This window comes from Candidatus Accumulibacter meliphilus (genome assembly GCF_036625345.1).
In the GTDB taxonomy this organism is placed as follows: Bacteria; Pseudomonadota; Gammaproteobacteria; order Burkholderiales; family Rhodocyclaceae; genus Accumulibacter; species Accumulibacter meliphilus.
On sequence record NZ_JAZKTZ010000013.1, the window covers coordinates 126,586 to 153,427 of the forward strand.

At 61.6% G+C, this 26,842-nt stretch carries 32 protein-coding genes, 2 tRNA genes and 1 pseudogene; 28 read left to right on the forward strand and 7 right to left on the reverse strand.

The window, feature by feature from the left end; genetic code table 11:
• Positions 1–4: 4 nt before the first annotated feature.
• Positions 5–715, reverse strand: a complete 711-nt coding sequence (locus V5B40_RS21605) for an SAM-dependent methyltransferase (protein ID WP_332356484.1) — start codon at positions 713–715, stop codon at positions 5–7.
• A 33-nt stretch (positions 716–748) separates the two neighbouring features.
• Positions 749–1,333 carry a Maf family protein gene (locus tag V5B40_RS21610; RefSeq protein ID WP_332356485.1) on the reverse strand — a complete coding sequence of 195 codons (585 nt, stop codon included), beginning with the start codon at positions 1,331–1,333 and terminating at the stop codon, positions 749–751.
• A 128-nt stretch (positions 1,334–1,461) separates the two neighbouring features.
• Here V5B40_RS21610 and V5B40_RS21615 point away from each other — a divergent pair, with 128 nt between their 5' ends.
• From V5B40_RS21615 to V5B40_RS21655, 9 genes are all read left to right on the forward strand, one after another.
• Entirely contained in the window at positions 1,462–1,941 is a 480-nt protein-coding gene (locus V5B40_RS21615) for a YceD family protein (protein ID WP_332356486.1), read from the forward strand.
• Positions 1,942–1,965: 24 nt separating this feature from the next.
• The gene (gene rpmF, locus V5B40_RS21620) at positions 1,966–2,145 is read left to right on the forward strand and encodes a 50S ribosomal protein L32 (protein WP_332356487.1); all 180 of its coding nucleotides are present in this window, start codon (positions 1,966–1,968) and stop codon (positions 2,143–2,145) included.
• Between the two features lie 69 nt (positions 2,146–2,214).
• Positions 2,215–3,228 (forward strand): phosphate acyltransferase PlsX, encoded by a 1,014-nt coding sequence (plsX, locus tag V5B40_RS21625; protein WP_332356488.1) that lies wholly within the window; start codon positions 2,215–2,217, stop codon positions 3,226–3,228.
• A gap of 1 nt (position 3,229) precedes the next feature.
• Positions 3,230–4,189 (forward strand): beta-ketoacyl-ACP synthase III, encoded by a 960-nt coding sequence (locus V5B40_RS21630; protein WP_332356489.1) that lies wholly within the window; start codon positions 3,230–3,232, stop codon positions 4,187–4,189.
• 17 nt (positions 4,190–4,206) lie between these two features.
• On the forward strand, positions 4,207–5,148 hold the full coding sequence (fabD, locus tag V5B40_RS21635; protein WP_332356490.1) for an ACP S-malonyltransferase: 942 nt from the start codon (positions 4,207–4,209) through the stop codon (positions 5,146–5,148).
• 17 nt (positions 5,149–5,165) lie between these two features.
• Entirely contained in the window at positions 5,166–5,906 is a 741-nt protein-coding gene (gene fabG / locus V5B40_RS21640; RefSeq protein ID WP_332356491.1) for a 3-oxoacyl-ACP reductase FabG, read from the forward strand.
• 119 nt (positions 5,907–6,025) lie between these two features.
• Entirely contained in the window at positions 6,026–6,262 is a 237-nt protein-coding gene (acpP, locus tag V5B40_RS21645) for an acyl carrier protein (RefSeq protein WP_169067022.1), read from the forward strand.
• Positions 6,263–6,378: 116 nt separating this feature from the next.
• Complete coding sequence (gene fabF, locus V5B40_RS21650) at positions 6,379–7,617, forward strand: beta-ketoacyl-ACP synthase II (protein ID WP_332356492.1); 1,239 nt, start codon at positions 6,379–6,381, stop codon at positions 7,615–7,617.
• A gap of 34 nt (positions 7,618–7,651) precedes the next feature.
• Positions 7,652–8,086, forward strand: a complete 435-nt coding sequence (locus V5B40_RS21655) for a protein YgfX (protein ID WP_332356493.1) — start codon at positions 7,652–7,654, stop codon at positions 8,084–8,086.
• On the opposite strand, the gene nadB is transcribed toward V5B40_RS21655, so the two are convergent.
• Positions 8,070–9,641: an L-aspartate oxidase gene (gene nadB / locus V5B40_RS21660; protein WP_332356494.1), complete on the reverse strand. Its 1,572-nt coding sequence runs from the start codon at positions 9,639–9,641 to the stop codon at positions 8,070–8,072. The genes V5B40_RS21655 and nadB overlap by 17 nt on opposite strands.
• A gap of 194 nt (positions 9,642–9,835) precedes the next feature.
• Between nadB and rpoE the strand changes: the two genes are divergently transcribed.
• From rpoE to nagZ, 13 genes are all read left to right on the forward strand, one after another.
• Positions 9,836–10,435: an RNA polymerase sigma factor RpoE gene (rpoE, locus tag V5B40_RS21665; protein WP_332356495.1), complete on the forward strand. Its 600-nt coding sequence runs from the start codon at positions 9,836–9,838 to the stop codon at positions 10,433–10,435.
• Between the two features lie 2 nt (positions 10,436–10,437).
• Complete coding sequence (locus V5B40_RS21670; protein WP_332356496.1) at positions 10,438–10,875, forward strand: SoxR reducing system RseC family protein; 438 nt, start codon at positions 10,438–10,440, stop codon at positions 10,873–10,875.
• Positions 10,876–10,953: 78 nt separating this feature from the next.
• The gene (locus tag V5B40_RS21675; RefSeq protein WP_332356497.1) at positions 10,954–12,405 is read left to right on the forward strand and encodes a DegQ family serine endoprotease; all 1,452 of its coding nucleotides are present in this window, start codon (positions 10,954–10,956) and stop codon (positions 12,403–12,405) included.
• Positions 12,402–12,653 (forward strand): glutaredoxin family protein, encoded by a 252-nt coding sequence (locus V5B40_RS21680; protein ID WP_332356498.1) that lies wholly within the window; start codon positions 12,402–12,404, stop codon positions 12,651–12,653. Before V5B40_RS21675 ends, V5B40_RS21680 begins: the two co-directional genes overlap by 4 nt.
• 93 nt (positions 12,654–12,746) lie before the next feature.
• The gene (gene lepA, locus V5B40_RS21685; protein WP_332356499.1) at positions 12,747–14,537 is read left to right on the forward strand and encodes a translation elongation factor 4; all 1,791 of its coding nucleotides are present in this window, start codon (positions 12,747–12,749) and stop codon (positions 14,535–14,537) included.
• 14 nt (positions 14,538–14,551) lie between these two features.
• Positions 14,552–15,340: a signal peptidase I gene (lepB, locus tag V5B40_RS21690; RefSeq protein WP_332356500.1), complete on the forward strand. Its 789-nt coding sequence runs from the start codon at positions 14,552–14,554 to the stop codon at positions 15,338–15,340.
• Positions 15,341–15,349: 9 nt separating this feature from the next.
• Positions 15,350–15,721, forward strand: coding sequence for a DUF4845 domain-containing protein (locus tag V5B40_RS21695; protein ID WP_332356501.1), 372 nt, complete (start codon positions 15,350–15,352; stop codon positions 15,719–15,721).
• Entirely contained in the window at positions 15,718–16,389 is a 672-nt protein-coding gene (gene rnc, locus V5B40_RS21700; RefSeq protein WP_332356502.1) for a ribonuclease III, read from the forward strand. The genes V5B40_RS21695 and rnc overlap by 4 nt, the downstream gene beginning before the upstream one ends.
• Positions 16,386–17,270: a GTPase Era gene (gene era, locus V5B40_RS21705; RefSeq protein WP_332356503.1), complete on the forward strand. Its 885-nt coding sequence runs from the start codon at positions 16,386–16,388 to the stop codon at positions 17,268–17,270. The genes rnc and era overlap by 4 nt, the downstream gene beginning before the upstream one ends.
• Before the next feature lie 74 nt (positions 17,271–17,344).
• Complete coding sequence (gene recO / locus V5B40_RS21710) at positions 17,345–18,061, forward strand: DNA repair protein RecO (protein WP_332356504.1); 717 nt, start codon at positions 17,345–17,347, stop codon at positions 18,059–18,061.
• Positions 18,058–18,825: a pyridoxine 5'-phosphate synthase gene (locus V5B40_RS21715; RefSeq protein ID WP_332356505.1), complete on the forward strand. Its 768-nt coding sequence runs from the start codon at positions 18,058–18,060 to the stop codon at positions 18,823–18,825. The genes recO and V5B40_RS21715 overlap by 4 nt, the downstream gene beginning before the upstream one ends.
• On the forward strand, positions 18,822–19,199 hold the full coding sequence (acpS, locus tag V5B40_RS21720; RefSeq protein WP_332356506.1) for a holo-ACP synthase: 378 nt from the start codon (positions 18,822–18,824) through the stop codon (positions 19,197–19,199). Before V5B40_RS21715 ends, acpS begins: the two co-directional genes overlap by 4 nt.
• Positions 19,196–20,263: a beta-N-acetylhexosaminidase gene (nagZ, locus tag V5B40_RS21725; RefSeq protein ID WP_434735899.1), complete on the forward strand. Its 1,068-nt coding sequence runs from the start codon at positions 19,196–19,198 to the stop codon at positions 20,261–20,263. Before acpS ends, nagZ begins: the two co-directional genes overlap by 4 nt.
• Positions 20,264–20,329: 66 nt before the next feature.
• On the opposite strand, the gene efp is transcribed toward nagZ, so the two are convergent.
• The gene (gene efp / locus V5B40_RS21730; RefSeq protein WP_332356507.1) at positions 20,330–20,887 is read right to left on the reverse strand and encodes an elongation factor P; all 558 of its coding nucleotides are present in this window, start codon (positions 20,885–20,887) and stop codon (positions 20,330–20,332) included.
• Between the two features lie 35 nt (positions 20,888–20,922).
• Positions 20,923–22,074: an elongation factor P maturation arginine rhamnosyltransferase EarP gene (earP, locus tag V5B40_RS21735; RefSeq protein WP_332356508.1), complete on the reverse strand. Its 1,152-nt coding sequence runs from the start codon at positions 22,072–22,074 to the stop codon at positions 20,923–20,925.
• A 193-nt stretch (positions 22,075–22,267) separates the two neighbouring features.
• Here earP and uvrC point away from each other — a divergent pair.
• The 6 genes and pseudogenes from uvrC to V5B40_RS21765 all read left to right on the forward strand — a co-directional run bounded on the left by uvrC (position 22,268) and on the right by V5B40_RS21765 (position 26,339).
• Positions 22,268–24,086 (forward strand): annotated as a pseudogene (uvrC, locus tag V5B40_RS21740) (excinuclease ABC subunit UvrC).
• Positions 24,086–24,664, forward strand: a complete 579-nt coding sequence (gene pgsA / locus V5B40_RS21745) for a CDP-diacylglycerol--glycerol-3-phosphate 3-phosphatidyltransferase (RefSeq protein ID WP_332356509.1) — start codon at positions 24,086–24,088, stop codon at positions 24,662–24,664. Before uvrC ends, pgsA begins: the two are co-directional and overlap by 1 nt.
• Before the next feature lie 167 nt (positions 24,665–24,831).
• A tRNA-Gly gene (locus V5B40_RS21750) sits at positions 24,832–24,907 on the forward strand.
• Between the two features lie 63 nt (positions 24,908–24,970).
• Positions 24,971–25,044 (forward strand) — tRNA-Cys (locus V5B40_RS21755).
• Positions 25,045–25,207: 163 nt separating this feature from the next.
• Complete coding sequence (locus V5B40_RS21760) at positions 25,208–26,092, forward strand: tyrosine-type recombinase/integrase (RefSeq protein WP_332356510.1); 885 nt, start codon at positions 25,208–25,210, stop codon at positions 26,090–26,092.
• A 58-nt stretch (positions 26,093–26,150) separates the two neighbouring features.
• The gene (locus V5B40_RS21765; protein WP_332356511.1) at positions 26,151–26,339 is read left to right on the forward strand and encodes a hypothetical protein; all 189 of its coding nucleotides are present in this window, start codon (positions 26,151–26,153) and stop codon (positions 26,337–26,339) included.
• A 7-nt stretch (positions 26,340–26,346) separates the two neighbouring features.
• Here V5B40_RS21765 and V5B40_RS21770 read toward each other — a convergent pair whose 3' ends face one another.
• Both V5B40_RS21770 and V5B40_RS21775 read right to left on the reverse strand, forming a co-directional pair.
• Entirely contained in the window at positions 26,347–26,625 is a 279-nt protein-coding gene (locus V5B40_RS21770) for a hypothetical protein (RefSeq protein ID WP_332356512.1), read from the reverse strand.
• A gap of 37 nt (positions 26,626–26,662) precedes the next feature.
• Positions 26,663–26,842 (reverse strand): hypothetical protein (locus V5B40_RS21775; protein ID WP_332356513.1); only part of this gene is annotated, 180 nt, incomplete at its 5' end.

The following is a 26,842-nucleotide window of genomic DNA, read 5'->3' on the forward strand; positions in this document are numbered from 1 at the left end:
GTTGTCAGGCCTGCAGCAGGAATACCGTCGGCCGGCGATTGATGTTTGGTAGCGATTGGCGCCGCCACGCGGCAACCCGGCGCGTGGCGATCTGCTCGCTGTCGAGAGTGAGGTCGCTCGCGACGCAGACTCTGGTTTCGTGGGCGCAGGTCTTGAGCAAGGATTCGAGCATTTGTTGGTTGCGATACGGCGTTTCGATGAAAATTTGCGTTTGCAGTCCCAGCCGCGATTCCTTCTCCAGTTCACGCAGGCGCTTTTCGCGTTCGCGAGGGGCGCTTGGCAGGTAGCCGTGGAAAGCGAAGCTCTGGCCGCTCAGTCCCGAGCCCATCAAGGCCAGCAGAATCGATGACGGACCGACCATGGGTACGACCTGGATGCCTTCCTTTTGCGCCAGAGCGACCAGCGCGGCTCCCGGATCGGCGACCGCCGGACATCCGGCTTCGGAGATCAAGCCGACATCGTTGCCGGTCAGCAGTGGTGCCAGCAGTGCCGGGAGCTCGCTGGCTGGCGTGTGTTGGTTGAGCTCCTGAATCCAGATCTCTTGCACTGGCAGGTCCGCGGGCAGCAACTTGAGGAAGGCGCGCGCCGACTTGGCGTTTTCGACAACGAAGTGACCGAGCCCGCGAGCGCAGGCCAGCACGGCTTGTGGCAGGACCGCAGCGACGGCGGTCGGGCCGAGCGGAACGGGGATCAAATATAGCCGTCCCTTGTTCATAAATCACCCTATGTTTAACGTGTAATGCATTGATTATAAAATGGACACACTCTCTGTGCGCAACAGGTCGCAAAGCGCTATCAGGGGTAGGCCGATGAGCGCGTTGGGGTCTTCGCCATCGATCCTGGCAATCAAGGCGATTCCCAATCCTTCTGATTTGGCGCTGCCCGCGCAATTGTAGGGCTGCTCCCTACGCAGGTAGTTTTCAATTTCGGTGTCTGTCAGGTCACGAAAGTGGACGCGTGTCGGTACGCCGCGCAGCTGTGCTCGGCCGCTTGCGGCGTCGAGGAGGCAGAGGCCGGTAAAGAAATTGACGCTGCGCCCACGCATGGTCTGCAACTGGCGAACGGCCTTGCTGTGATCACCGGGTTTGCCGAAGACCTGGCCGTCAAGGCAGGCGACCTGGTCGCTACCAATGATCAGTGCGTCCGGAAAAAGGGCGCTAACCGCTCGTGCCTTGGCTTCGGACAGGCGCAAGGCGCTGGCTTCGGGTGTCTCGTCTGGTAGCGGCGTTTCGTCGACGGCGGGATCAGCGCTCGCGAAGGGCAGGCCGAGCCGAGCCAGGAGTTGGCGTCGGAACGGCGAGGTCGAGGCCAGGATGAGCTGTTTTCTGGGCATGGGGTGGCCGATCAGGAAATGAAATCGCGGCCGCCGGCGAAGAAATCGAGAAATAGCCTGTTTTGCAGCGCCACAGCTTTGACTTCAAAAGCCGAAAATAATATCATGCCGCCCTTATGTCGAGACGCGTGCTCATTGATAGTCTGGCTTTCGGGCGCGAGGGAGCTTCGCTGCAAGGTGAAGTGCCGCTGGCGGCGCTGACTCGTTTGTCTGACTTGCTGTTGGACTCGGCGGGTTGTCTGACGTATCGGGCCGAAGGGGGAATGGGCTCTGGGGACCGCGCGCAGCTACTGCTGCAGGTGGACGGCGTGCTGTCGCTGTGCTGTCAGCGTTGCCTGGAGCCGCTGGCGTACGCGTTGGAGTTGCGTAGTTTGCTCGAATTTGTGGCGAGTGACAGTGATCTGACGCAGGAGGATCTGGAGGATGATTCCAGGGACTTTCTTCCGGCCGAGAAGGAGCTCGATGTGCTGGCTCTGGTCGAGGATGAAATCCTTCTGGCGCTTCCAACGGTGCCTCGTCACGACGATTGTGCGCTGCCCGGTGGTGCAGGCGAATCGACAAAAGAGTCGCCATTTTCAGTTTTGGCCGGCCTCAAGGGCAGGGCTTAGCAAGTTTGATTTTAGGAGTTTGTCATGGCTGTTCAACAGAACAAGAAATCCCCGTCCAAGCGCGGCATGCATCGCGCACACGATTCCCTGGGCAGCCCGCCCCTGGCCATCGAGCCAAGCACCGGCGAAGTGCATTTGCGCCACCACATCAGCCCCTCGGGCCACTATCGCGGAAAAAAAGTCGGCAAGGGCGCGAGCGAGTGATTCCCTTGGATGGGGCAGGCGGCCTCCCATGATGGGGGCCTTCCTGCCTTTTCTTTGGTCTGCCTTCCGATGACTATTACCGTCGCCATTGACTGCATGGGTGGGGATCACGGTCCCCTGGTGACGATTCCGGCGGCCCTCGAGTTCGTCCGTGATCAGCCTGACGTGCGCGTGATCCTGGTCGGCCTCGCCGATAGGATTGTTTCCCTGGTCGGCGACGTGGCGATTGGTCGTGTCCTTATTCGTCACGCCAGTGAAGTGGTCGCCATGGACGAGGCGCCGTCGGTAGCGTTGCGCACCAAGAAGGATTCGTCGATGCGCGTGGCGGTCAATCTGGTCAAGAGCGGTGAGGCGGATGCCTGTGTCTCGGCGGGAAATACCGGCGCCTTGATGGGTATTTCCCGTTTCGTGCTCAAGATGCTGCCCGGTATCGATCGCCCGGCGATCTGCGGTATTCTGCCGACGATCAAAGGACACACGCACGTCTTGGACCTTGGCGCCAACGTCGATTGCAGCCCTGAAAACCTGCTGCAGTTCGGAATCATGGGTGCTGCGCTGGTTTCGGCGGTCGAGCATCGCGATCGGCCAACGGTCGGGATTCTCAATATCGGGCAGGAAGAAATTAAGGGTAACGAGGTCGTCAAGCGTGCTGCTGAGCTGCTTTGGGATTCCGGTCTGAATTTCGTTGGCAACATCGAAGGCGATGGTGTCTACAAGGGGCAGGCCGATGTCGTCGTCTGTGATGGCTTTGTGGGCAATGTCGCGTTGAAATCCTCGGAAGGTCTGGCGCAGCTCCTGGCGACCTTTCTGCGTGAGGAATTCAGGCGCAATTTGTTGACCAAGCTAGCCGCGGTAATCTGTTTGCCGGTGGTCAATCGCTTCAAAAGCCGCGTCGACCATCGCAAGTACAACGGCGCCACCTTGCTTGGCTTGAAGGGCATTGTCGTCAAGAGTCACGGTTCCGCAGATGTCTTCAGCTTCGGGCAGGCGCTGCGGCGTGCTGCGGAAGAGGCGCGCAGTGGCGTCCTGGCACGGATCAGTGAACGCGTCGCGCAACAACAACCGCTTCTGGAGATCGCATAGCATGTTCTCCCGCATCACCGGTATCGGCAGTTATCTGCCCGGGCCGCCGGTCAGCAACGACGATCTCGCGAGTCGCGGCATCGACACCAGCGATGAGTGGATCGTCAGCCGAACCGGCATCAAGTCTCGTCATCTTGTGGCGAACGGCGAGAACGCCAGCGATCTGGCCCTAGAAGCGAGCAAACGAGCGCTAATGGCGGCCGGTCTGGATGCCACCGACCTGGACTTGATCATTGTCGCCACTTCGACCCCGGACTTCATCTTTCCGAGTACCGCGTGCTTACTGCAGAGCAAACTGGGCAATCGTGGCGCGGCCGCTTTCGATGTGCAGGCGGTGTGCAGCGGTTTCGTTTATGGCTTGACGATTGCCGAGAAATTCATCCGCTCGGGTAGTCATCGCCGGGCCCTTGTCGTCGGCGCGGAAGTGTTTTCACGCATTCTTGACTGGTCTGATCGGGGCACCTGTGTGCTCTTCGGTGATGGGGCGGGTGCGGTCGTTCTCGAGGCTTCCGACAAGCCGGGAATTCTGGCCTCTGCCTTGCATGCGGACGGTGCCCACCACGCTATCCTGTCGGTTCCCGGTAGTGTCTGCGGTGGCAAGGTTACCGGCGATCCCTTCTTGCGCATGGACGGCCAGGCGGTCTTCAAATTCGCCGTGCGCGTGCTTGCGGAGGTGGCTGATGAGTGTTGTCAGGCGGCTGGTATTGCGCCGTCGGAGGTCGACTGGCTGATTCCGCATCAGGCCAACGTTCGTATCCTCGAAGCGACAGCGAAACGCGTCAAGATGCCGATGGACAAGGTGGTGGTGACCGTCGATCGACATGGCAATACGTCAGCGGCGTCCGTGCCATTGGCCCTCGACGAGGCGGTTGGCGACGGGCGCATCAAGGCCGGTCAGAAAATCATGCTCGAAGGCGTCGGTGGTGGTTTCACCTGGGGCGCCGTGCTGCTCGAACTATAGAAGGGAAGCAATACAAGATGGCTTTCGCATTCGTTTTTCCGGGTCAGGGTTCGCAATCGGTCGGGATGATGGCCGCCTATGGCGATTCGCCTGTGCTGCGGGCAACCTTCGACGAAGCATCGGCGGCGCTGTCGCAGGATCTCTGGCAATTGTTGATCGATGGTCCGGCCGAAGCCTTGGCGCAAACCGTCAACACGCAACCGCTGATGCTCGCCGCTGGCGTCGCGGTCTATCGTCTGTGGCTGGAACGTGGTGGCAAGTTGCCGGCCGTCGTCGCCGGGCACAGTCTTGGCGAGTACTCGGCACTGGTTGCTGCCGGAGTCATCTCCTTCCAGGATGCGGTGCCGCTGGTTCGGCTGCGTGCCACCGCGATGCAGGAAGCCGTGCCGGCGGGCGCGGGAGCGATGGCGGCCGTTCTTGGTCTCGATGACGAGAAGATCACCGAAGCATGCGTCGAGGCAGCCGCTGCGGCTGGCGATGGCGAGGTCGTCGAAGCGGTCAATTTCAACGGCCCGGGGCAGACGGTGATCGCCGGCAGCAAGGCGGCGGTGGAGCTGGCCTGCGCAGGCTGCAAGGCGCGTGGCGCGAAGCGTGCGCTGTTGTTGCCGGTTTCGGCGCCTTTTCACTCGTCGCTGATCCGACCGGCAGCCGACAAGCTGGCTGTCCGCCTCGCCGAGCTTGACTTCGCTGCGCCGCAGATCCCGGTGATCAACAACGCCGATGTGGCGATCGAGTCGGACCCTGACCGCATCAAGGACGCCTTGATCCGACAGGCATACTCGCCGGTGCGCTGGGTGGAGACGATCCAGAAGATCGCGGGAATGAATGTGACGACGGTGGCCGAATGTGGGCCGGGCAAGGTGCTGGCAGGCTTGACCAAACGTTGCGCAGCTACCCTGGCTGGCGTTGCCTTGGCTGATCTGGCGGCGGTCGGCGCCGCTGTCGAACATCTCGGTTAGAGACGATGGGGACGGGAATGCTCAACGGACAAGTGGCATTGGTCACCGGTGCCTCTCGCGGCATTGGTGCGGCGATCGCGCTCGAACTGGGTCGCCTTGGCGCCACGGTGATCGGTACGGCAACGACAGGCGAAGGCGCGGCAACAATTTCTGCGGCTCTGCTGGCTGCGGGCAGCGCCGGTGAGGGCGTTGTGCTGGAAGTTCGCGATGCTGAGCAGATAGATGCCGTGATCAGCCACATCGAGAAGACCTACGGTGCGCTGTCGGTGCTGGTCAATAACGCCGGAATCACGCGCGACAACCTGTCGATGCGTCTCAAGGACGACGAGTGGGAAAATGTGCTCGATACCAACCTGAAAGCGGTTTTTCGCCTTTGCCGGGCGGTGATGCGCGGCATGATGAAGGCGCGCTACGGTCGCATCATCAACGTGACCTCGGTTGTCGGTCACGCCGGCAATCCGGGTCAGGCCAATTACTGCGCTGCCAAGGCCGGTGTTGCCGGCATGAGCCGGGCACTGGCTCGAGAACTGGGCAGTCGCAACATCACCGTCAATTGCGTGGCGCCTGGTCTAATCGACACTGACATGACGCGCGCACTCGACGACAAACAGAAAGCAGCGCTGCTGCTTGGCGTCCCGCTTGCTCGGCTCGGATCTCCGCAGGAAGTGGCGGCGGCGGTTGCTTTCCTGGCGTCGGCCGGGGCTGCTTACGTTACTGGCACGACGATTCACGTCAACGGCGGCATGTTTACTGGTTGAAATCGGTTGTGGATGAAAAAGCGTCCGGGCAGCATCGACCGATGTTTGGTAAGTTTGGGCCATTTTGCTAGAATGGCGCATTTATGTTTTACCTATGAACTCTGAGAAGGAGCACTTTTGTGGAAAATATTGAGCAACGTGTCAAGAAGATCGTCGCCGAACAACTCGGGGTCAACGAAGCGGACATCAAGAATGAATCGTCGTTCGTCGACGATCTCGGCGCTGATTCGCTCGATACAGTCGAACTGGTAATGGCTCTGGAGGAAGAATTCGAGTGCGAGATTCCGGATGACGAAGCCGAGAAAATCACCACCGTGCAGCAGGCTATCGACTACGTCAGTTCGCACAAGAAGTAAGTTCTCCTGTAGACGCTTTCCACGATCCCTGCGGTCAGGCTCTGCAAGGGGCCGTCCTCGGTGGGGAGTGATGGCAAGCTTTTCAGCTTCAGCATCTTCTACTCCCGGAGCATAAGTTGGCACGTCGCAGAGTCGTTATCACTGGCCTTGGTATCCTTTCTCCGGTTGGCAATTCCGTTGAAACGGCCTGGCAGAACATCATTGCCGGACGTTCCGGCATTGACCGGATCACTCGTTTTGATGTTTCCAGCTTCCCCGTGCAGATCGCTGGTGAAGTGCGGGACTTCAACATTGGCCAGTACCTCTCGGTAAAAGAAGCGCGCCGCATGGATGTCTTCATCCATTACGGCATGGCGGCAGGCATTCAGGCGATCCGCGACGCCGGGCTCGAAGCGCACCCGGCGCAGGCCGAGCGAGTCGGCGTATCGATCGGTTCGGGCATCGGCGGTCTGCCGATGATCGAGAATACCTGCGACGATTTTGCTGCCGGTGGGGTGCGCAAAGTGTCGCCGTTCTTCGTTCCCGGTTCGATCATCAACATGATCTCAGGCAACCTGTCGATCATGTATGGCTACAAGGGCCCCAACATTTCGCTGGTCAGCGCGTGTTCGACGGGGACGCACAGCATCGGTGATGCGGGCCGCCTGATCGAATACGGCGATGCCGACGTGATGATTGCCGGTGGTGCTGAAGGCTGCGTGTCGAACCTGGGCCTGGGAGGTTTTTGCGCTCCACGTGCCCTATCCACGCGCAACGACGACCCGCAGACCGCGAGCCGTCCGTGGGACCGGGATCGCGACGGCTTCGTACTCAGTGAGGGCGCCGGCGTCGTAGTGCTGGAAGAATACGAACATGCCAAGGCACGCGGCGCGCGCATCTATTGCGAGCTGGCGGGTTTCGGTATGAGTGCCGACGCCAACCACATCACCGCACCGTGCGACGACGGCGAGGGGGCGGCGCGTTGCATGGGCAATGCCTTGCGAAACGCACAGCTGAATCCGGAGGATGTACAGTACGTCAATGCACATGGTACTTCGACGCCCCTGGGCGACAAGGCGGAAACCATTGCCGTCAAGCGCGCTTTCGGCGCTCACGCAAGCAAGCTGGTGGTCAATTCCACCAAGTCGATGACCGGCCATCTCCTCGGTGCTGCGGGTGGCGTGGAGGCGCTGTTCTCGGCGCTCGCGATCTACCATCAGATAGCGCCGCCGACCATCAACCTCTTCAATCCCGGAGAAGGCTGCGATCTCGACTATTGCGCCAATGAGGCGCGTCAGCTCAAGATCGATGTCGCCATTTCAAACTCCTTCGGCTTCGGCGGTACCAACGCCACCGTGGTCTTGAAGCGGATTTAGTTCCTGGCGTCCTGACGGGCGCCGCGTGCACGGCATGCAGTTTCCGATCGACATTGCGCTGTGCCGCTCGCGTCTGCTGTTTGTCCTGACCGCTCTTCTGCACGCCCTGGCTGCGGCGTGTCTTTTCGTTTTGCCCTGGCCACTGAGCATCCGCCTGCTACTCCTGGCGATCGTTGCCTTGTCGCTGTGGCTGCAGATCTGGCGGCCGTCGAGAGTCGTCGGCCTGCGCCTGGCGGCAAGCGGCGAATTGAGCTGCCACTTCGCCAATGGCGACCAGGTTTTCGTACGGGTCCAGCCGGACACGGTCGTTTTCAGCCAGTTTCTGGTCTTGCGCGTCCGTGCTGGCGAGTCGGGGCGGCTGGAGACCCTTGCGCTTTTTCCCGACAGCATGTCAACCGAGCAGTTTCGTCTGCTTCGCCTGTGGCTGCGTTGGCGGGTAGATTCCAGTCAGCTCAAAGGCGGCGTTTGAGCACCGTGTTGCGGGCACGTTCCAGCGTCTCGGGATAATTGCGGCTGGAGTGCAGTCCGCGGCTTTCATGACGGCGCAGTGCGCAGCGAATGATCAGGTCGGCAGTCACCACGAGGTTGCGTAGCTCGATCAAATCGTGGCTGACCCGGAACAGCGAGTAGAAATCGTCAATTTCACGGAGCAGCAGGCGAATTCGGTTCTGCGCGCGCTGCAGGCGCTTGGTGGTCCGCACGATGCCGACGTAGTCCCACATGAAGCGTCGCAACTCATACCAGTTGTGGGCGATGACGATTTCTTCATCGGGATCGCTGACGCGGCTGTCGTCCCAGGGCGGTAGCTCCGGCAGCTCGCTTTCATCTTGTTCGAGAATGTCATTGGCGGCCGCTTCGGCAAACACCAGGCATTCGAGCAGTGAGTTGCTGGCCAGACGATTGGCGCCGTGCAAGCCGGTACAGGACGCTTCGCCAGCGACGTAGAGAGCAGCGACGTCGGTGCGCGCACGCAGGTCGGTAAGCACTCCGCCACAGGTGTAGTGCGCCGCTGGAACCACCGGGATTGGCTCACAGGTAATGTCGATACCCAATTCAAGGCAGCGGGCCATGATGTTCGGGAAGTGCTCGGCGAGAAAGGCCGGTGGCTTGTGCGAGATGTCGAGGTAGACACAGTCCAGGCCGCGCTTTTTCATTTCGAAATCGATGGCCCGGGCGACGACGTCGCGGGGCGCGAGTTCGGCGCGTGCATCGTGCCGGGGCATGAAGCGCCTGCCGTCAGGCAGTAAGAGGTGGCCTCCTTCGCCACGAACGGCTTCCGAAATCAGGAAGGACTTGGCCTGCGGATGGTAGAGGCAGGTCGGATGAAACTGGATGAACTCCATGTTCGCCACCCGGCAGCCGGCACGCCAGGCCATGGCGATACCGTCGCCGGTGGAAGTATCTGGATTGGTCGTATAGAGATAGACTTTGCCGGCGCCACCGGTGGCGATCAGAGTGTGTTGAGCGCCGAGGGTCAACACCTCTCCGGTGGTGTTATCCAGTACATAGGCACCGTAGCAACGTCGCTCGGCCAGCCCCAGTTTTTCGCCGGTAATCAGGTCGACGGCGATGTGCTGTTCGAGGATGGTGATATTGGGATGCTGGCGAACCTTGTGCGTCAGGGTGGTCTGAACGGCCAGACCGGTCGCGTCGGCGACGTGGATGACGCGTCGGGCACTGTGGCCGCCCTCCTGGGCCAGATGGTAGCCGTCCTGATCGCGGGTAAAGGGGACCCCCTGTTCAATCAGCCAGTCGACTGCCCGGCGACCGTTCTCGATCACAAAGCGCGTCGCCCGCGGGTCGTTGAGCAGCGCACCGGCGTTAATCGTGTCGCGGATGTGCGCTTCGATCGAGTCGCGATTGTCGAGAACTGCCGCGATGCCGCCCTGTGCCCAACTAGAGGCGCTGTCTTCCAGTGTGCGCTTGCTGATCAGCGTGACCTTGCGCGATGCTGCCAGCCGTAGTGCGGCCGCTTGCCCAGCCAGGCCGCTGCCAATGATGAGAACGTCGGAGCAAAGCGGCACGCTGGAGATCCTGCCAGTAAGGGGCTGCAACTATAGCATGTGCATGGCGGCGCAATAGCTCTTCATCGCGCGGCCATTTCCAGGCCGAGCAGGGCCAGCGTCGCTGCGCACGCTCTGTTACGATGAGCATTGAAGGCTTGCGCTATACTTTTGCGCAAATAACGATATCGTCTTCAACGGGATAAGCAGAGAGCATGAGTGAACGCGAGATTGACCAGCTACTGGTTGAACGCGCACAGGCCGGCGACAAGCACGCTTTCGAGCTCTTGGTCGCAAAATACCAGCGCAAGCTCGCGCGCTTGTTGTCGCGTTTCATACGCGACGCGGCTGAAGTCGACGATGTCGCGCAGGAGGCTTTCATCAAGGCTTATCGGGCGCTGCCGTCGTTTCGGGGCGACAGTGCGTTTTATACCTGGCTGTATCGAATTGGCATCAATACGGCGAAGAACTATCTGGTTGCCCAGGGGCGGCGCGCACCGACATCGACGGAATTCGATGCCCAGGAGGCGGAGAGTTTCGAGGATGCCGACCAGTTGCGCGACATCAACACGCCGGAAAGCCTCTTGCAGTCCAAGCAGATCGGCGAAACCATCAATGCCGCGATGGACGGGCTGCCGAACGAGTTGCGTAGCGCCATTGTCCTGCGCGAGATTGATGGCTTGAGCTATGAGGAAATTGCCGAGGCCATGAGTTGTCCGATCGGGACCGTGCGCTCACGTATTTTCCGTGCTCGTGAGGCGGTAGCCGAGAAATTGCGGCCGCTGCTCGATACGACTGCCGATCGCCGGTGGTAGGCATGGGCGATCCGCAGCTGCCAATGACGGGGGCGTGGGGAACCGTGGCCGCGCTTGACGGCGAGCATGCCTTGATCCGCATGGAGGAGAGCGGTTGCGGGCGCTGCGGGGAAGTAGGTGGCTGCGGCGGCAACAACCTTGCCAAGCTGTTGTGCAGCACGCCGCGTACTTTCCGAGTGCCCAACCCTGAGCGGCGCTCGGTCGGTGAGCGCGTACGCGTACGCGTTGGCGAGGGCTCGGTTCGCCGCAGTGCGCTTGCCGCCTATGCCTTCCCGTGGCTGGCGCTGTTAGTCGGGGCGCTGGCCGGTTCAGCTGCTGCAGGCGAAGCAGGGGCTATCGGCGGCGCCATTGTCGGTTTGCTGGTCGGCTGGCTGGGTTTGCGGCGTGCGCAACGGCGCGATGCCGCCGATCCGCGTTGCCAGCCGTCGATCACGTCTTGACACTCTTCTCGGCAGTCCCCAAATTCGTTGCATTCTGCCGCTCTGCTCGGTGGTGACTCTCAGGAGGTATTTGGTGCCATGAAACAATTGCTTGCAGCTTTGTTGCTGACCGTTTTTTCGCTGCTCGCGCAAGCCCAGAGTCGCGGCTTGCCTGACTTCACCGAATTGGTGGAGAAGCAGGGGCCGGCGGTGGTGAATATCAGTACCACCCAGAGCGCGCGCGGCAGTGGGCGCGGCGCGCATCCCTTTCCCTTCGATGAAGACGATCCGATGTTCGAGTTTTTTCGGCGCTTCATTCCCCGCCAACCAGGAGTGCCCGGGATGCCCGGCATCCCGGATGAGCCGCGCGAGTTCCAGAGCCGTTCTCTTGGTTCGGGGTTCATCGTCAGCGCCGATGGCTACATCCTGACCAATGCGCACGTGGTCGACGCTGCCGACGAGATTCTCGTGCGCCTGACCGACAAGCGTGAGCTGAAAGCGAGAGTCATTGGTGCTGACAAGCGCAGCGATGTGGCGCTGATCAAGATCGAAGCAACATCGTTGCCAACGGTGCGTTTTGGTGACCCCAGCGTGCTCAAGGTCGGCGAGTGGGTGGTGGCCATTGGTTCGCCGTTTGGCTTTGACAACAGCGTGACGGCGGGAATCGTCAGCGCCAAGGGGCGCTCGCTGCCGCAGGAAAACTACGTGCCCTTCATCCAGACCGACGTGGCGGTCAATCCTGGAAATTCCGGCGGGCCGTTGTTCAATCTCCAGGGCGAGGTGGTCGGCATCAACTCCCAGATCTATAGCCGTTCCGGAGGCTTCATGGGCATTTCCTTTGCCATTCCGATCGACGTGGCGATGGACGTGCAGGCACAGCTACGCGCCGCTGGCAAGGTCAGCCGCGGTCGCATTGGGGTGGTGATCCAGGAGTTGAGCAAGGAATTGGCTGAGTCCTTCGGCTTGAGCCAGGCGACCGGAGCCGTGGTCAACGCGGTCGAGAGCGGTGGCCCGGCGGACAAGGCGGGTGTCGAGGCCGGCGATGTGATCCTGAAATTCGACGGTAAAACAGTTAACAGCTCCAGCGATCTGCCACGTATGGTCGCCGCGACCAGGCCGGGAAGCAAGGCAACGATGCAGTTGTGGCGCAAGGGAGCAAGCCGCGAGGTGAGCGTGGTGGTCGGCGAAATCCCGGAAGAAAAACTTGCCAGCCGCTCCAGCGGCGGTGGCAAGCCGGCCGAGCGTGCCGCCAATCGACTCGGTCTGGTGGTCTCGGAGCTGACTGCGGAGCAGAAGCGCGAACTCAAGCTCAAGCAGGGTTTGTTGATCGAGGAAGTGCGCGGCAATACGGCGCGCGCCGAGCTGCGGCCCGGCGACGTGCTCCTGGCGATCATTTCGCGCGGCACGAGTACCGAGTTGAGCAGCGCCGAGCAGTTCAACAAGCTGCTGCTGGCGCTTGACAAGTCGGCCAACGTGACGCTGCTGGTGCGGCGCGGCGAACTGCAGACGTTTGTCACCATCAAGGGTTTCCCAGACAGGCGCGGCGAGTGAAGCAGGCGACCCGGCTGACGCTGATTTCGCGGCGCTACTGTCATCTTTGTCAGGACATGGAAGTCGCCCTCGCGAGCTTGGCCGAGGAGTTGGCTTTCGATCTCGAGGTACTCGATGTCGATGCCGATGCGGCGCTGGAAGAGCGCTACGACGAATTGGTGCCGGTGCTCCTGCACCATGGCCACGAGCTTTGCCATTACTTCCTCGAAGTCGGCAAAGTCCGTGATTATTTGAGCAAAATCGGCTAGAATCCGCGCCTTCAGGCAGTTCGACCAAGGGTGCCCACCGGCACCTTTTTTTTTCAGGGGCGGCGCGGCCGAAACGGCGCCGACACGAGGTCCATGCAACACATTCGCAATTTCTCCATCATCGCCCACATCGATCATGGCAAGTCGACGCTCGCCGATCGCATCATTCATCTTTGCGGCGGCCTTTCCGATCGCGAGATGGAGGCGCAGGTGCTGGACTCGATGGCCATCGAGCGCGAGCGCGGGATCACCATCAAGGCCCAGACCGCGTCCCTGCAGTACCGGGCGCGCAGTGGCGAGATCTACAATCTGAACCTCATCGATACCCCCGGGCACGTGGATTTTTCCTATGAGGTATCGCGCTCGCTTTCGGCCTGTGAAGGGGCCTTGCTGGTCGTCGACGCCTCACAAGGCGTCGAAGCGCAGACCGTCGCCAATTGCTATACGGCGATCGAGTTGGGTGTCGATGTCATGCCGGTGCTGAACAAGGTCGATCTGCCGTCGGCGACGCCGGACAAGGCGCGTCAGGAAATCGAGGATGTGATCGGCATCGACGCCAGCGAGGCGGTGTTGGCCTCGGCGAAGACCGGTCTCGGTGTCGAGGACGTCCTGGAAGCGATCATCGAGCGCATTCCCGCACCCAAGGGTGATCCGGAGGCGCCGCTCAAAGCCCTGTTGATCGACGCCTGGTTCGATAACTACGTCGGCGTGGTGATGCTGGTGCGCGTCTTCGACGGTACGCTGCGGCCGAAGGAAAAGATACACCTGATGGCCACCGGGTCGACACACCTCTGCGATCAGGTCGGCGTGTTCACCCCGAAAGCGGTCCCCCGTGACGCTCTGCGCGCTGGCGAGGTCGGGTACATCATCTCCGGGATCAAGGAACTGCAGGCCGCCAAGGTCGGCGATACGGTGACCCTGTTTGACCGGCCGACGGCGCAGGCCTTCCCGGGCTTCAAGGAAATCAAGTCGCAGGTCTTCGCCGGCCTCTATCCGGTCGAGTCCAATCAGTACGACTCGCTACGCGACGCACTCGAGAAGCTGACGCTCAACGACGCCTCGCTGCATTACGAACCCGAGGTCTCGCAGGCGCTTGGCTTCGGTTTTCGTTGCGGTTTCCTCGGCCTGCTGCACATGGAGATCGTCCAGGAACGTCTCGAGCGCGAGTTCGACCAGGACCTCATCACCACTGCCCCAACGGTGGTCTACGAAGTCCTGCTGCGTGACGGCAGTGTCGTGCAGGTGGAAAACCCGGCCAAGCTGCCGGAACTGTCAAAGACCGAGGAAATCCGCGAACCGATCATCACCATTACCGTTTTCGTCCCGCAGGACTACCTCGGCAACGTCATCACACTGTGCAACCAGAAACGCGGCAACCAGGTCGACATGACCTACCACGGTCGTCAGGTGCAACTGGTTTACGAAATGCCGATGGCCGAAGTGGTGATGGATTTCTTCGACCGCCTGAAGTCCGTCTCGCGTGGCTACGCTTCTCTCGATTACGAATTCAAGGAATACCGGGCGGCGGACGTCGTCAAGCTCGATATCCTGATCAACGGTGAAAAAGTCGATGCGCTGTCCGTCATTCTGCATCGTAGCAGTTCCATTTATCGCGGGCGCGAACTGGCGGCCAAGATGCGCGAGCTGATCCCGCGCCAGATGTACGATGTCGCCATCCAGGCGACCATCGGCGCGAACATCATTGCCCGCGAGAACGTCAAGGCAATGCGCAAGGATGTCACCGCCAAGTGTTATGGCGGTGACATTTCGCGCAAGAGGAAGCTGCTCGAGAAGCAGAAGGCAGGCAAGAAGCGCATGAAACAGGTCGGGTCAGTCGAGATTCCACAGGAGGCTTTCCTTGCTGTGTTGCGTGTCGGCAAGTAGAGGGGAGTGAGCCAGTGAATTTTGCATTGATCCTGCTGATCCTGTTGTTGGTCAGTGCTGCAGTATGGGCGGCGGATGTTTTTGTTTTCCGGAAGCGTCGCGCCGTCGGCGCCAAGGAGCCGTGGTGGGTCGAGTATGGCGCAAGTTTTTTCCCGGTCATTCTGGTCGTCTTCGTCCTGCGTTCGTTCATCGTCGAGCCTTTCAAGATCCCATCGGGCTCAATGATCCCAACGCTGCTGGTCGGTGATTTCATTCTCGTCAACAAATACACCTACGGAATCCGCCTGCCCGTCGCCAACCTGAAGATCATCGACATCAACAGTCCGCAGCGCGGTGATGTGATGGTCTTTCGTTATCCGGAGGATCCCTCGCTCGACTATATCAAGCGTGTGGTCGGCCTTCCCGGTGACAAAGTGGCTTACCAGAACAAGCGTTTGACGATCAATGGTCTCCCGGTAGCGGTGGAGGAGGTCGAGGACTATCTGCATCCGGAACGGCTGTACTATTCCGAGCAATTCGTCGAGAAACTCGGCGAGGAGGGGCATCGAATGCTCAATGATCGCGATGCGCCGGCCTACATTCCCCATCCGGCGCAGTTCCCGAAGCGCGAGAACTGCTCCTACAATAGCGCTGGCGTGATTTGCACCGTGCCGCCGGGCGAGTACTTCGTCATGGGAGACAATCGCGACAACAGTCGTGACAGCCGCTTCTGGGGCTTCGTTCCCGAAGAGAATATTGTCGGCAAGGCTTTCTTCATCTGGTTGAATTTCAGTGATTTCAAGCGCATCGGCCCGTTCGGTTAAGGAGCTCACATGACTATCAAGCGTCAGCGTGGTTTGGCACTTTCCGCCCTGCTGCTGTGGGGCGTCGGCATTGCCCTGGTGGCTATTCTTGTCATCCGGGTCCTTCCTGATGTCATCGAGTATTCCAAGATCAGGCACGCGGTAAAAGCCGTGGCCAGCGAGTCCGCGGGCAAAACGGTTGCCGAGATTCGCCATGCCTTTGGTCAGTACGCCGAAGTCGAGCATATCAAGGGCTTCGGGCCGGCTGATCTGGAAATTTTCAAGGAGGAGAATCAGGTGGTCGTTGCCTTCGCCTATGAGAAGCGTATTCCGCTGATGGGCAATGTCAGTCTGCTGATCGACTTCTCGGGATCGTCGTCGGCCCGCGACAGCGGGCAATGACACCGCGCGGATTTGAAAAGGCGTTCGGCTACACGTTCCGCGATCGCGAACTCCTGCAGACGGCGCTGACGCACCGCAGCTACTCCTCTCCCCATAACGAACGCTTTGAATTTATTGGTGATGCCGTTCTCAATGCGGTTATCGCGCGCCGCTTGTTCGAGCAATTTCCGACGCTTCCAGAAGGTGATCTGTCGCGACTGCGGGCCAACCTGGTACGCCAGGACAGCCTGCACCAGCAAGCGCTGGCGCTCTCCTTGGGCGACTATTTGCTGCTTGGTGAGGGTGAGCAGAAAAGTGGCGGGCATCGACGCCCGTCAATCCTGGCCGATGCCCTCGAAGCGCTGTTGGGCGCGGTCTGGTTGGACGCGGGCTTTGACGCTGCCAGCGAAGTCATCCTTCGCCTGTACCAGAGTATGCTCGCGCAACTGGCTCCAGGACAGGAGATCAAGGACGCCAAGACGCGCTTGCAGGAGTACCTGCAGGGCCGACGCCTGGCATTGCCGCAGTACGCGCTGATCAATACCGAAGGCGAGGCCCATGCGCAGCATTTCACCGTTACGTGCACCATCGAGGCATTACGCATCCGCAGCGAGGGTAGCGGCAGCACTCGCCGGGCGGCCGAACAGGTGGCCGCCGAACACGCTCTCGAAGAGGTGGCCAACGCATGAGTGAAATCCGTTCCGGTCGCATCGCTATCGTTGGTCGCCCCAATGTCGGCAAGTCGACGCTGCTCAACGCCTTGATCGGTGAAAAAGTCAGCATCGTCTCGCGGCGCGCCCAGACCACCCGCCATCGCATCACGGGCATTCTCACCGAGGCCGATGCGCAGTATGTTTTTGTCGATACGCCAGGCTTTCAGACCAAGCACCTCAATGCCCTCAATCAGGTGATGAACCGTGGCGTCAGGCAGGCGCTGGCGGAAGTCGACGTGATCCTGTTTGTCGTCGAGGCCTGCCGCTTCGATGAACGCGATCGCGCCGTGCGCAAGCTGCTGCCGGAAGGCTGTCCGGTGATCATCGTGGTGAACAAGATCGACCAGATCAAGAACAAGGTCGATTTGCTGCCGTATCTCACGCAACTCGCCGGTGAGGGTGAGTTTGCGGCCATCGTTCCGGTCAGCGCGACGCGTCGCGCGCAACTCGAGGCGTTGCTTGGCGAAGCGCGCAAGCACCTGCCCAACGACGAGTTGCTTTTCGGCGAAGACGAGATCACCGACCGCAGCGAAAAATTCCTTGCCGCCGAGTACATTCGTGAAAAGCTCTTTCGCTTGATTGGCGACGAGTTGCCTTACGGCGCGGCCGTCGAAATCGAGCGTTTCGTCGTTGACGGTCCGCTGCGCCGGATCAGCGCGGCGATTGTCGTCGAGCGCGCCGGGCACAAGTCGATAGTCATTGGCACGGGCGGCGAAGTGGTCAAGCGAATTGCCTCCGAGGCGAGGCAGGACATGGAGCGAATGTTTGGCGGACCGGTCTTTCTGGAAGTCTTTGTCAAGGTCAACTCGGGTTGGGCCGATGATGCGCAGTTGCTCAAGAGCCTGGGTTACGAATAGTGCGAGTCGTACGAAGAGGCTAGAAGTGCGCATGCGCTTGTTGATTGCCGGTGAACCGGTCGGGAAGTGACTCAGTGAATCAGCGGCACAAGGTCGATGGACAGCCGGCGTTTGTGCTGCATGCCTATCCTTACAGCGAAACCAGCCTCATCATCGATGTCTTTTCGCGCGACTTCGGGCGCGTTGCCCTGCTCGCGCGTGGTGCGCGCCGGCCCAGATCGGTGTTGCGTGGCGTGTTGCTGGCCTTCCAGCCGCTCGAAGTCGGCTGGGCGGGCAGGGGGGAGGTGCAGACCCTGATGAAGGCCGAGTGGCGAGGCGGACAGCCGCTGCTGGCAGGCAAGTCACTGTTTTGTGGCTATTACCTCAATGAGTTGCTGATGCATCTGCTGCCGCGCGAGGACGCGCATGCGCGGCTATTCTCGGTCTATGCGGAAACGCTGCGCCGCTTTGCCGATGGTGCGCAGGAAGCCGACCTGCGCCGCTTCGAGCGCGCGCTGCTACAGGAGCTGGGCTACGGGCTGCTGCTCGAAACCGATACTGACGGCGTCAGGGTCGAAGGCAACGCACGCTACGGTTACGAGATCGAGCGCGGTCCGGTACGCCTCGCCGGGCCAGGCGACTCGGCGCTGGCGGTCAGCGGCAGGACGCTGCTCGACCTGGCGCGCGAGGATTTCTCCGATCCGCGCTCGCTGGCCGAAGCCAAGCAGCTGATGCGCACGCTGATTGGCCACTATACTGGCGGCAGGCACCTGGCAAGCCGCAGGATTTTCAGGGAGCTACAGGAACTATGATCGAACTGGGCGTCAATATCGACCATGTGGCGACGATCCGACAGGCGCGCTGCACCTACGAACCCGATCCGGTGTGGGCGGCGGTCGAAGCGCATCTCGGCGGTGCCGACGGGATCACCATCCACCTGCGCGAAGATCGACGACACATTCAGGACGCCGACGTCGAGAAGCTCCGCGAACTGGCGCAAATCAAGCTCAACCTGGAACTGGCGGCGACCGAGGAAATGATTGCCATCGCCTGTCGCGTCAAGCCGCAGATGGCGATGCTGGTGCCGGAAGGGCGGCACGAAGTGACTACCGAAGGCGGGCTCGACGTCCTGGCGCAGGAGAGCGCGCTGCATCAGTCGGTGGCTCGCCTGACCGACGCCGGCATCATCAGCAGCGTCTTCATCGACGCCGACCCGGCGCAGGTGGAAGCGGCCGCACGCATCGGGGCGCGTGTCTGCGAGATCCACACCGGCCCCTACGCGCATGCTTTCTACACCCAGGGACGTGATCCCGAGAGTCCCGCGGTCGTCGCCGAGATCGAGAAGATCCGCGTCGCCGGCGCCGCCGCCCGCCAACTCGGCATGCGCTTCAACGCCGGGCACGCGCTCAATTACTTCAACGTCCAGCCGGTCGCGCAGTTGCTTGGCATCCGCGAGCTGCACATTGGGCACGCAATCATCAGTCGAGCGATTTTCGTCGGCTTGCGCGAGGCAGTCCGGGAAATGAAACGCTTGCTGCGTGAGGCGCAGGCGCTGCCGCCAGCGACGCCGACATGATCGCCGGTATCGGTACCGACATCGTCGCCGTTGCCCGCCTGGGCGGGCTCTATGAGCGCCACGGTCAGCGCGCGCTGGCGAAGCTGTTGTCCGTGCGCGAATGTACGGAATTTGTTGCTGCGCACCAGCCGGCGCGCTTTCTCGCCAAGCGTTTCGCCGCCAAGGAAGCTTTCGGCAAGGCGCTCGGGATCGGTCTGAGCGCTCCGGCGACCCTGCCGAATATCAGTGTGGCGCATGATGCGCTGGGTCGACCGCTGTTCGAGTATGCGGCACCGCTGGCGAAGCTTCTCGCCCAGCGGGGGCTGGTTGCTCACCTATCGATCAGCGATGAGCACGACTATGCTGTGGCTTTCGTCATCATGGAGCAGGCATGAACGCCATGAACGTCGTGAACCTTGTGACTTCGCCCACCACCTCTCCGCTCAGGCTGCCGCTCGGCCCGCTGATGATCGACCTGGCCGGGCTCAGCCTGTCCGATCTCGAACGCCAGCGCCTGTGCCATCCGCTGGTCGGAGGCCTGATTCTTTTTGCACGCAACTACCAGTCGCCGGAGCAGCTCGAGCGCTTGACGAGCGAGGTGCATGGCCTGCGTTCACCGGCCCTGCCGATCGCCATCGACCACGAAGGAGGCCGGGTGCAGCGCTGCCGCGACGGCTTCACGCAGCTGCCGGCGATGCGCCGTCTCGGCGCGTGCTGGGATCGTGATCCGCAGGCTGCGCTGACTGCCGCCCGCGAGCTGGCTTACGTTCTCGCCGCCGAGTTGCGCGTGCGCGGTGTCGATCTGTCCTTTACGCCGGTGCTCGATCTCGACTGGGGGCGCAGCAGCGTCATCGGTGATCGTTCCCTGCATCGCGACCCCGCCGTCGTTGTCGAGCTGGCGGCGGCGTTTATCGAAGGATTGCGCAGCGCCGGCATGGCCGCCTGTGGCAAGCACTTCCCCGGCCACGGCTGGGTCGAGGCGGATTCGCACGTCGACCTGCCGGTCGACACGCGTCGGCTAGACCAACTGGCGCCTGACCTCGAACCCTATCGGCGCTTGCCTCTCGACGCGGTCATGCCGGCGCACGTCATCTATCCGCAGGTGGATTCGCGACCGGCGGGTTTCTCGCCGGTCTGGATACGGCTGTTGCGCGAGGAGCTGGGCTTCGACGGCGTGATCTTCAGCGACGATCTGTCGATGGCCGGGGCGAGTGTCGCTGGCGACATTGTGGCGCGCTGCACGGCAGCCTGGGAGGCCGGCTGTGACATGTTGCTGGTGTGCAATACGCCGCAATCGGTTGCCGACCTGCTGGCGCGCTGGCAGCCTGTTGCCGACCCCCTGCGGGCAGCGCGGGTGGCGCGCCTGTGCCCGCTGACTGGGGCAAGCGATTGGACGAGCCTGCAGCAGGAAGCCACGTATCAGGCTGGCGTCAAGGCCGCGCGACAGCTGTCGGCCTGAGGCTGAAGCGAAAACAGGCAGCCGCAGCCTATAAGCGAGCTGCCGGCTGCCGCATGCTGCTTGCGGCTAGCGGACGCGCGAGCGGTACTCGTTGCTGCGGGTATCAATTTCGATCTTGTCGCCGATCTCGACAAAGGCCGGGACCGGCAGCTCGAAACCGGTCGCCAGGCGGGCCGGTTTCATGACCTTGCCCGAGGTGTCGCCTTTCACCGCCGGCTCGGTATACACCACTTCGCGAACGACGCTGCTCGGCAGGTCGACCGAGATCGCCTTGTTGTTGTAGAACACCGCCTCGCAGGGCATGCCGTCTTCGAGATAGTTGAGCGCGTCGCTCATGCAGTCGGCTTCGATTTCGTACGGGTTGTACTCGGCGTCCATGAAGACGTAGAGCGGATCGGCAAAGTACGAGTAGCTGACTTCCTTGCGCTCGAGCTGGATGACGTCGAACTTGTCGTCGGCGCGATAGACGGTCTCGCTGGGGGAGTCGGTGAGCAGATTCTTCATCTTCATCTTGACCACCGATGCGTTGCGGCCGGATTTGACGTAGTCGGACTTCAATACCACCATCGGGTCATTGCCGACCATGAAGACGTTGCCGGCGCGAAGCTCTTGTGCGGTTTTCATTGGACGTTCCAGAAAACTGTTGGGGAAACCCGAAATTATAGACTGGAACGGGCAAAGCGCAGCAGGCGAGTGCTCAAATCATCTGCTCTGGCGAGTGCTTCCTGCCAGCGCCGTGCGTGCTCGCGCAAGCTCGGCAGACAGGACGCGAAGCGCCGCCAGTGTGCGGCGTCGACGCGTCCCGCGCTCCATGCGTGCCAGAATTCACGCACTGCGCTGGCGCTCGCCGTTGGCAGGTCGGCGCAGTAAAGGTCCAGGAAAGCGTCGAGCTTGGCGATGTGCGCCGCCTGCTGCTGCGGGTAGATGTGCCAGACCATTGGCCGTGCCGCCCACTGCGCACGCAGGAAAGAATCTTCGCCGCGGACGAAATTGAGGTCGCCGAGCCACAGCAGGTGGTCGTAAAGGTCTTGTTCGAGGAACGGCAGGATGCGGATTTCAAGCGCGCCACGCCGCAGCACGTCGCCGGCCTTGAGTGGCTGACCGGCGTAGCTTTCGATGGCCGTCAGCGCGCGCGATAGTGGCGCCAGGCAGCAGACAGGCGTCGGCGCCTCCTGCCAGAGCGGCAAGAGGTCCTTGATGGCTGGATTCTCGTAGGCGAACAGCGAGACCAGCAGGCTGCCGACGGGTGGCGGCGCGCCGCCCGTCTGGCGCCAGAACGCGGCCTGCTGCTCGGCGCTGGCGGCGAACTGCTGCCGGCGAGCCAGCAGGTCGCGCTCGCGCAGCAGACCGCCGGTAGCACGGGAGAAGCCCGGAAAGAAGAAGAACTTGTTGAGCGGCAGGCGCGGGTGGGGCGAGGGCAGCGCATGACAGCCAGGCACCCAGGCTTCGGCGCTCAGATAGTCGAGGTTGATCCATACCGGCCTTGGTGATTGCTGCGCCATGGCGGCGATGAAGGCTTCGGGAATTCGGCAGGCGAAAGTTTCCAGTACCGCGTGCGCGGGGCGCGGGGTGACGAACGGCGTCTCCCAGCGGCGGATTTCGACGCCTTGCAGCTCCTGCATCGACAGCCCTGGGTCCACTTCCGGGCGCAGTGCCCGGAAAACCTCCAGTTCATCGACCCACAAGCGCACGCGCAGCTGCCGCTCGCTGCGCAACTGCCTGGCCAGACGCCAGCAGATGCCGATATCGCCAAAATTGTCGATGACCTGGCAGAAGATGTCCCAGTCGGGCCGAGACGATGTGTTTGGCATGGCGGCAAGTGCTGCGAGTGGTACGAATGGTACGCATGGTAGGGGCGGAGCGGCCCCCCATGAGGCGCAAGCGTGGCGGCTGTGGGGGCAGGGCCGGCGCGCGTGATAACATCGAAACGGCCCCCCGTTCGTCACCCCTCGTCACCCCTCGCCATCCTACTCCTAAGCCAGCCGGCGGCTGCCGCGAATGCCAATGCAAGCCCCTTTCGACGCAAAATCTCTGCTCGCCACCTTGACCGAACTGCCCGGCGTCTATCGGATGATCGACCTGGCCGGTGTCGTACTCTATGTCGGCAAGGCAAAAAACCTCAAGAAGCGCGTCGCGTCGTATTTTCGTGATCACCACCCGAGTCCGCGCATCGCGCTGATGGTCGCGCAAATTGCCGCTGTCGAGACGACGGTGACGCGATCGGAGGCGGAAGCGCTGCTCCTCGAAAACAATCTCATCAAGAGCCTGGCGCCGCGCTACAACATTCTTTTTCGGGACGACAAGTCCTACCCCTACATCGTCCTGACGCGCGACCGCTACCAGCGCCTGGGCTTTCTACCGTGGCGCGACCGACAAGCGGGCCGACTATTTCGGTCCCTTTCCCTCGTCGCAAGCGGTGCGCCAGAGCATCCACCTGTTGCAGAAAATGTTTCGCCTGCGCACCTGCGAAAACCCGGTGTTCAACAACCGCTCACGGCCCTGCCTGCTCTATCAGATCAAGCGCTGTTCGGGGCCCTGCGTCGGCCTGATAGCGCCTGAGCGCTATGCCGCGGACGTCGAGATGGCGACGATGTTCCTGCAGGGCCGCCAGCAGGACGTGATCGGGCGCCTGTCGGCAGCCATGGATCAGGCGGCAGAAAGCCTGGCGTTCGAACAGGCGGCGATCTGTCGCGATCAGATCCAGTCCTTGCGGCAGGTGCAGGACAAACAGTACGTCGACAGCGGCAAGGGTGGCGATGTGGACGTCGTCGTCGCCGTTGCAGAGGGCGGCATGCTGTGCGTCAATCTGGCGATGGTGCGTGGCGGGCGCCATCTCGGCGACCGGCCGCAGTTTCCCAGCAACGCAGCGGATTCGTCGCCGCGCGAAGCGCTGAGTGCCTTTCTCGCGCAGCACTACGTCGCCCACCCCGTCCCGTCGCGCCTTCTGGTCAACCTGCCGCCGGCTGATGAGGAGCTTGCCGACTGGCTCGGCGAAATCGCTGGCCGGCCGGTCAGAGTCATGCAGCCACGGCTGACCGTGCAGCGCATCTGGATAGAAATGGCCGAGCAGAACGCACGCCTGGCGATTACCGCACGCCGCAGTGCGCTGTCGCGGCAGGGCGAACGCCTGGAAGCGCTCTGCGCGGCGCTGGGTCTCGAAGTCGAGGCGGGCAAGGAAGCGCGTATCGAGTGCTTCGACATCAGCCACACGCAGGGCGAGTCGACGGTCGCCGCCTGCGTCGTCTATCAGGGAAGCGGCATGCGCAAGTCGGACTATCGCCGCTTCAATATCCAGGACATCCAGCCCGGCGACGACTACGCGGCCATCCGTCAGGCCGTATCACGTCGCTACGCCAAGCTTCTGACCAGTGACGGCGCCGTCCCGACATTGATTCTGATCGACGGCGGCAGCGGCCAGGTCAGTTCGGCAGTCTCGGCACTTGCCGAGCTTGGCCTGACCCATCTACCGCTGCTGGGCGTCGCCAAGGGAGAGGCGCGCAAGCCGGGACTCGAAACGCTAATTTTCGCAGATGGCCGCGAGCCGTTACAATTGCCCGCTGAACATCCCGCACTGCATCTGATCCAGGAAGTCCGCGACGAGGCACATCGTTTCGCCGTCTCCGGCCACCGCGCCAGGCGCGGCAAGGCGGCGCACTCTTCGCGACTCGAAGACATTGGCGGCATCGGGCCGAAGCGTCGCAAAGGCTTGATTTCCCGTTTTGGCGGCTTGCAAGGCATTTCTGATGCCGGGATTGACCAACTTACCGCCGTTCCAGGGATCAGCCGGGAACTCGCCGAGAAAATTTACGCAGCGTTGCACTGATGCCACTGAACATACCGATTCTATTGACCTGGCTGCGGATCATCCTGATCCCGCTGCTGATCGCCATCTACTACGTGCCCGAGTCGTGGGTGCAGTTTGTCGGGCGCGATCTGGGAGCGACCGTGGTGTTCGTGGTCGCCGCGGTCACCGACTGGCTCGACGGCTATCTGGCGCGTCGTTGGCAGCAGACCTCGGCTTTCGGCGCCTTTCTCGACCCGGTCGCCGATAAACTGATGGTCGCCGCGGCGCTGATTGTGCTGGTGCAACTGGGCCGCCTCGACGCCATCCTGGCGGCAATCATCATCGGTCGCGAAATTACCATCTCCGCCTTGCGCGAATGGATGGCGCAGATCGGCGCCCATCGCAGTATCGCGGTCTCGATGATCGGCAAGATCAAGACCACCGCGCAGATGATGGCCATCCCATTTCTGCTCTATTACGCGCCCCTCGACGGCTTCGACGTCTTCCAGGCCGGCACCTGGCTGATCTACATCGCTGCCGTGCTCACCCTGTGGTCGATGGGTTACTACATGCGCATGGCCTGGCCGCACCTGATCGAAGAGGACAAGAAGCGTTAGCCGGCGAGGCCGAATGCGGCCGAATGCGTCGCGCCGAACACGAATCTCCCTTCTCCCCTCGCCGGTCATGACTTTCATGATTTGGGGCGTCTCCACGTGCATGATTGTGCGGCGACGAGGAGCATTGACAGGTTCGGGCAGGCCTTTATAATGCGCCTTCGCTTCATGCGGGAGTAGCTCAGTTGGTAGAGCGATACCTTGCCAAGGTATAGGTCGAGAGTTCGAGACTCTTCTCCCGCTCCACATTTTCTGCCGAGTGGCCAGTTTTTACGCCCTCAACGGCAGTTCCTGCCATCAGGCAGGCACGGCGCGATAGCAAAGCGGTTATGCACCGGATTGCAAATCCGTTCAGCCCGGTTCGACTCCGGGTCGCGCCTCCATAAAACACCAATAAAATCAACCAACTGCAAGTTGGCGTCAAGAACCACTTGGTGCCGTTGGTGCTTCAAATCGGCTGGTAGCCGCTTCATGCTACCTCGCCTGGGTAGCGCTGCTACCCGAAAACGGATCGTGCAGGGCGTGTAGCTGAGTATAATTGCGCTCATGGCGTCCATCCAAAAACGTGGAGAGCGGTTCCAACTGCGTGTGAAGCACAAGCTGCTTCCGCGCCCGTTTTTCTTCACGTTCGATACCGAGGACGAAGCTCGTACCTACGGGAGCCAGCTCGAAGCGCTGCTCAAGCGAGGGATTGTTCCCCAGGAGCTGTTGGTCAAGCCGCAGCCTGCCGAGGATCCGCTGCTGACTCGCGTCGCAAGTGACTATTCCTCGCAATTTCCCGTGACCCGTTCTGACAGTGCCCTGCTTTCCGTTGTGTTGCCGGAGATCGTCGGTGTGCGGTTGTCGGGAGTGACATACCGATGGGTCGAGCAGTACGTGGTGGAACTCAAGCGCAAGCGCAACTTGGCGCCCGGAACGATCCGCAAGCGGGTCGGCCTGCTGGGTCGTGTTTTCGACTGGCATGCCAGGCGAGTGCATTCCTCTGGCGCGGCCGTAGCGAACCCGTTTCGCCTCTTGCCCGCCGGGTACAGCACCTACTCACGCGAGGATTCGGCGTTCGTCACACCTAAGCAGGATGTTCAACGCGATCGACGGTTGTCTGAGGAGGAGGCCGAGAGAATCTTGGCTGCCCTCGGGGGGAAAAAACGGATCGACCGAGAGCGGCGTTTTACCGACGATGCCGCATTCGGTTTGCTATACCGCCTTATTGTCGATACGGGGCTGCGTCTGTTCGAGGCCTACCGTCTGACTGTCGATCGGATTGACCTACAGTACAACGTGATCCGCGTCGAGGGCAGTAAGGGCGCGAGGGGGGGCACGCAAGCCGCGCGTGGTACCGATCAAGGTTTTGTTGCGGGAACCGCTACGCGCTTGGTGCGAGGGTCGGTCTGCTCTCGTTTTTCCGTACTGGGATGGCACGGAGGAGGGTAGGCCTGGGGCGACCGGTAGGCTGTCTCAACGGTTTCGTGGGCTTTTCACGTATGCCGAGGTGGATGACTTCACCGAGCACGACTTGCGGCACGAGGCGGCATGCCGATGGTTCGAGCTGCGCCATCACGATGGACGATGGGTATTCAGCGACATAGAGATCTGCCGCATCATGGGCTGGACCGATCCACGGATGGCTCTGCGTTACGCCAGCTTGCGCGGCGAGGATCTGTCGTCACGCCTTGGGTAGTGGCGTCTCAGAATGATGGCAAGGCAGGCGGTCGCTTCCTCGCGGACTTAGGTAGGGCGACGGTAGTAGCCATTGGCGTTGCTCTTTCGCGCGAGCGCCGCTCGTTGGCCTGCGCGATGGCGATCTCGTTCAGCCGGGAGAGTAGAGCGTCAGCCGGGGCTATCCAGGCTTTCCCGAATTTGACGCCGGGCAGGTTCCCGCTTGCCAGTTGGCTGGCCGCTTGTTCTTCAGAGCAACGGAGTAGCTCCGCAATCTGCTTCAGGTCGAGAATATGTTCGGTAGGCATTTTTTTCAGCGTGTCGTGAAGCACGCTCTGGTCCAAGCTACTTGCTCTCCGAAAGCTTTACATTGGTACCGTCTGCTGCCAAATTCTCAGCCTCCATTTCCGGACCGTCACTCTCAGCCACCGTCTCGCTCGCCGTTTCCTTCCGCCGTGCCGCCAGCACCGCACGCGTAGCGAGCTGCCGGACCTGTCCGGCCAGACGAAGAATCCGCCGCTTCCA

Excerpts from the sequence above, each read along its gene's own strand:
- V5B40_RS21605 (WP_332356484.1), bottom strand. The coding sequence starts at position 715 with ATGAACAAGGGACGGCTATATTTGATCCCCGTTCCGCTCGGCCCGACC.
- V5B40_RS21610 (WP_332356485.1), bottom strand. The coding sequence starts at position 1,333 with ATGCCCAGAAAACAGCTCATCCTGGCCTCGACCTCGCCGTTCCGACGC.
- rpmF (WP_332356487.1), top strand. The coding sequence starts at position 1,966 with ATGGCTGTTCAACAGAACAAGAAATCCCCGTCCAAGCGCGGCATGCAT.
- plsX (WP_332356488.1), top strand. The coding sequence starts at position 2,215 with ATGACTATTACCGTCGCCATTGACTGCATGGGTGGGGATCACGGTCCC.
- V5B40_RS21630 (WP_332356489.1), top strand. The coding sequence starts at position 3,230 with ATGTTCTCCCGCATCACCGGTATCGGCAGTTATCTGCCCGGGCCGCCG.
- fabD (WP_332356490.1), top strand. The coding sequence starts at position 4,207 with ATGGCTTTCGCATTCGTTTTTCCGGGTCAGGGTTCGCAATCGGTCGGG.
- fabG (WP_332356491.1), top strand. The coding sequence starts at position 5,166 with ATGCTCAACGGACAAGTGGCATTGGTCACCGGTGCCTCTCGCGGCATT.
- V5B40_RS21655 (WP_332356493.1), top strand. The coding sequence starts at position 7,652 with ATGCAGTTTCCGATCGACATTGCGCTGTGCCGCTCGCGTCTGCTGTTT.
- rpoE (WP_332356495.1), top strand. The coding sequence starts at position 9,836 with ATGAGTGAACGCGAGATTGACCAGCTACTGGTTGAACGCGCACAGGCC.
- V5B40_RS21670 (WP_332356496.1), top strand. The coding sequence starts at position 10,438 with ATGGGCGATCCGCAGCTGCCAATGACGGGGGCGTGGGGAACCGTGGCC.
- V5B40_RS21675 (WP_332356497.1), top strand. The coding sequence starts at position 10,954 with ATGAAACAATTGCTTGCAGCTTTGTTGCTGACCGTTTTTTCGCTGCTC.
- lepA (WP_332356499.1), top strand. The coding sequence starts at position 12,747 with ATGCAACACATTCGCAATTTCTCCATCATCGCCCACATCGATCATGGC.
- V5B40_RS21695 (WP_332356501.1), top strand. The coding sequence starts at position 15,350 with ATGACTATCAAGCGTCAGCGTGGTTTGGCACTTTCCGCCCTGCTGCTG.
- rnc (WP_332356502.1), top strand. The coding sequence starts at position 15,718 with ATGACACCGCGCGGATTTGAAAAGGCGTTCGGCTACACGTTCCGCGAT.
- era (WP_332356503.1), top strand. The coding sequence starts at position 16,386 with ATGAGTGAAATCCGTTCCGGTCGCATCGCTATCGTTGGTCGCCCCAAT.
- V5B40_RS21715 (WP_332356505.1), top strand. The coding sequence starts at position 18,058 with ATGATCGAACTGGGCGTCAATATCGACCATGTGGCGACGATCCGACAG.
- acpS (WP_332356506.1), top strand. The coding sequence starts at position 18,822 with ATGATCGCCGGTATCGGTACCGACATCGTCGCCGTTGCCCGCCTGGGC.
- nagZ (WP_434735899.1), top strand. The coding sequence starts at position 19,196 with ATGAACGCCATGAACGTCGTGAACCTTGTGACTTCGCCCACCACCTCT.
- efp (WP_332356507.1), bottom strand. The coding sequence starts at position 20,887 with ATGAAAACCGCACAAGAGCTTCGCGCCGGCAACGTCTTCATGGTCGGC.
- earP (WP_332356508.1), bottom strand. The coding sequence starts at position 22,074 with ATGCCAAACACATCGTCTCGGCCCGACTGGGACATCTTCTGCCAGGTC.
- pgsA (WP_332356509.1), top strand. The coding sequence starts at position 24,086 with ATGCCACTGAACATACCGATTCTATTGACCTGGCTGCGGATCATCCTG.
- V5B40_RS21760 (WP_332356510.1), top strand. The coding sequence starts at position 25,208 with ATGGCGTCCATCCAAAAACGTGGAGAGCGGTTCCAACTGCGTGTGAAG.
- V5B40_RS21770 (WP_332356512.1), bottom strand. The coding sequence starts at position 26,625 with ATGCCTACCGAACATATTCTCGACCTGAAGCAGATTGCGGAGCTACTC.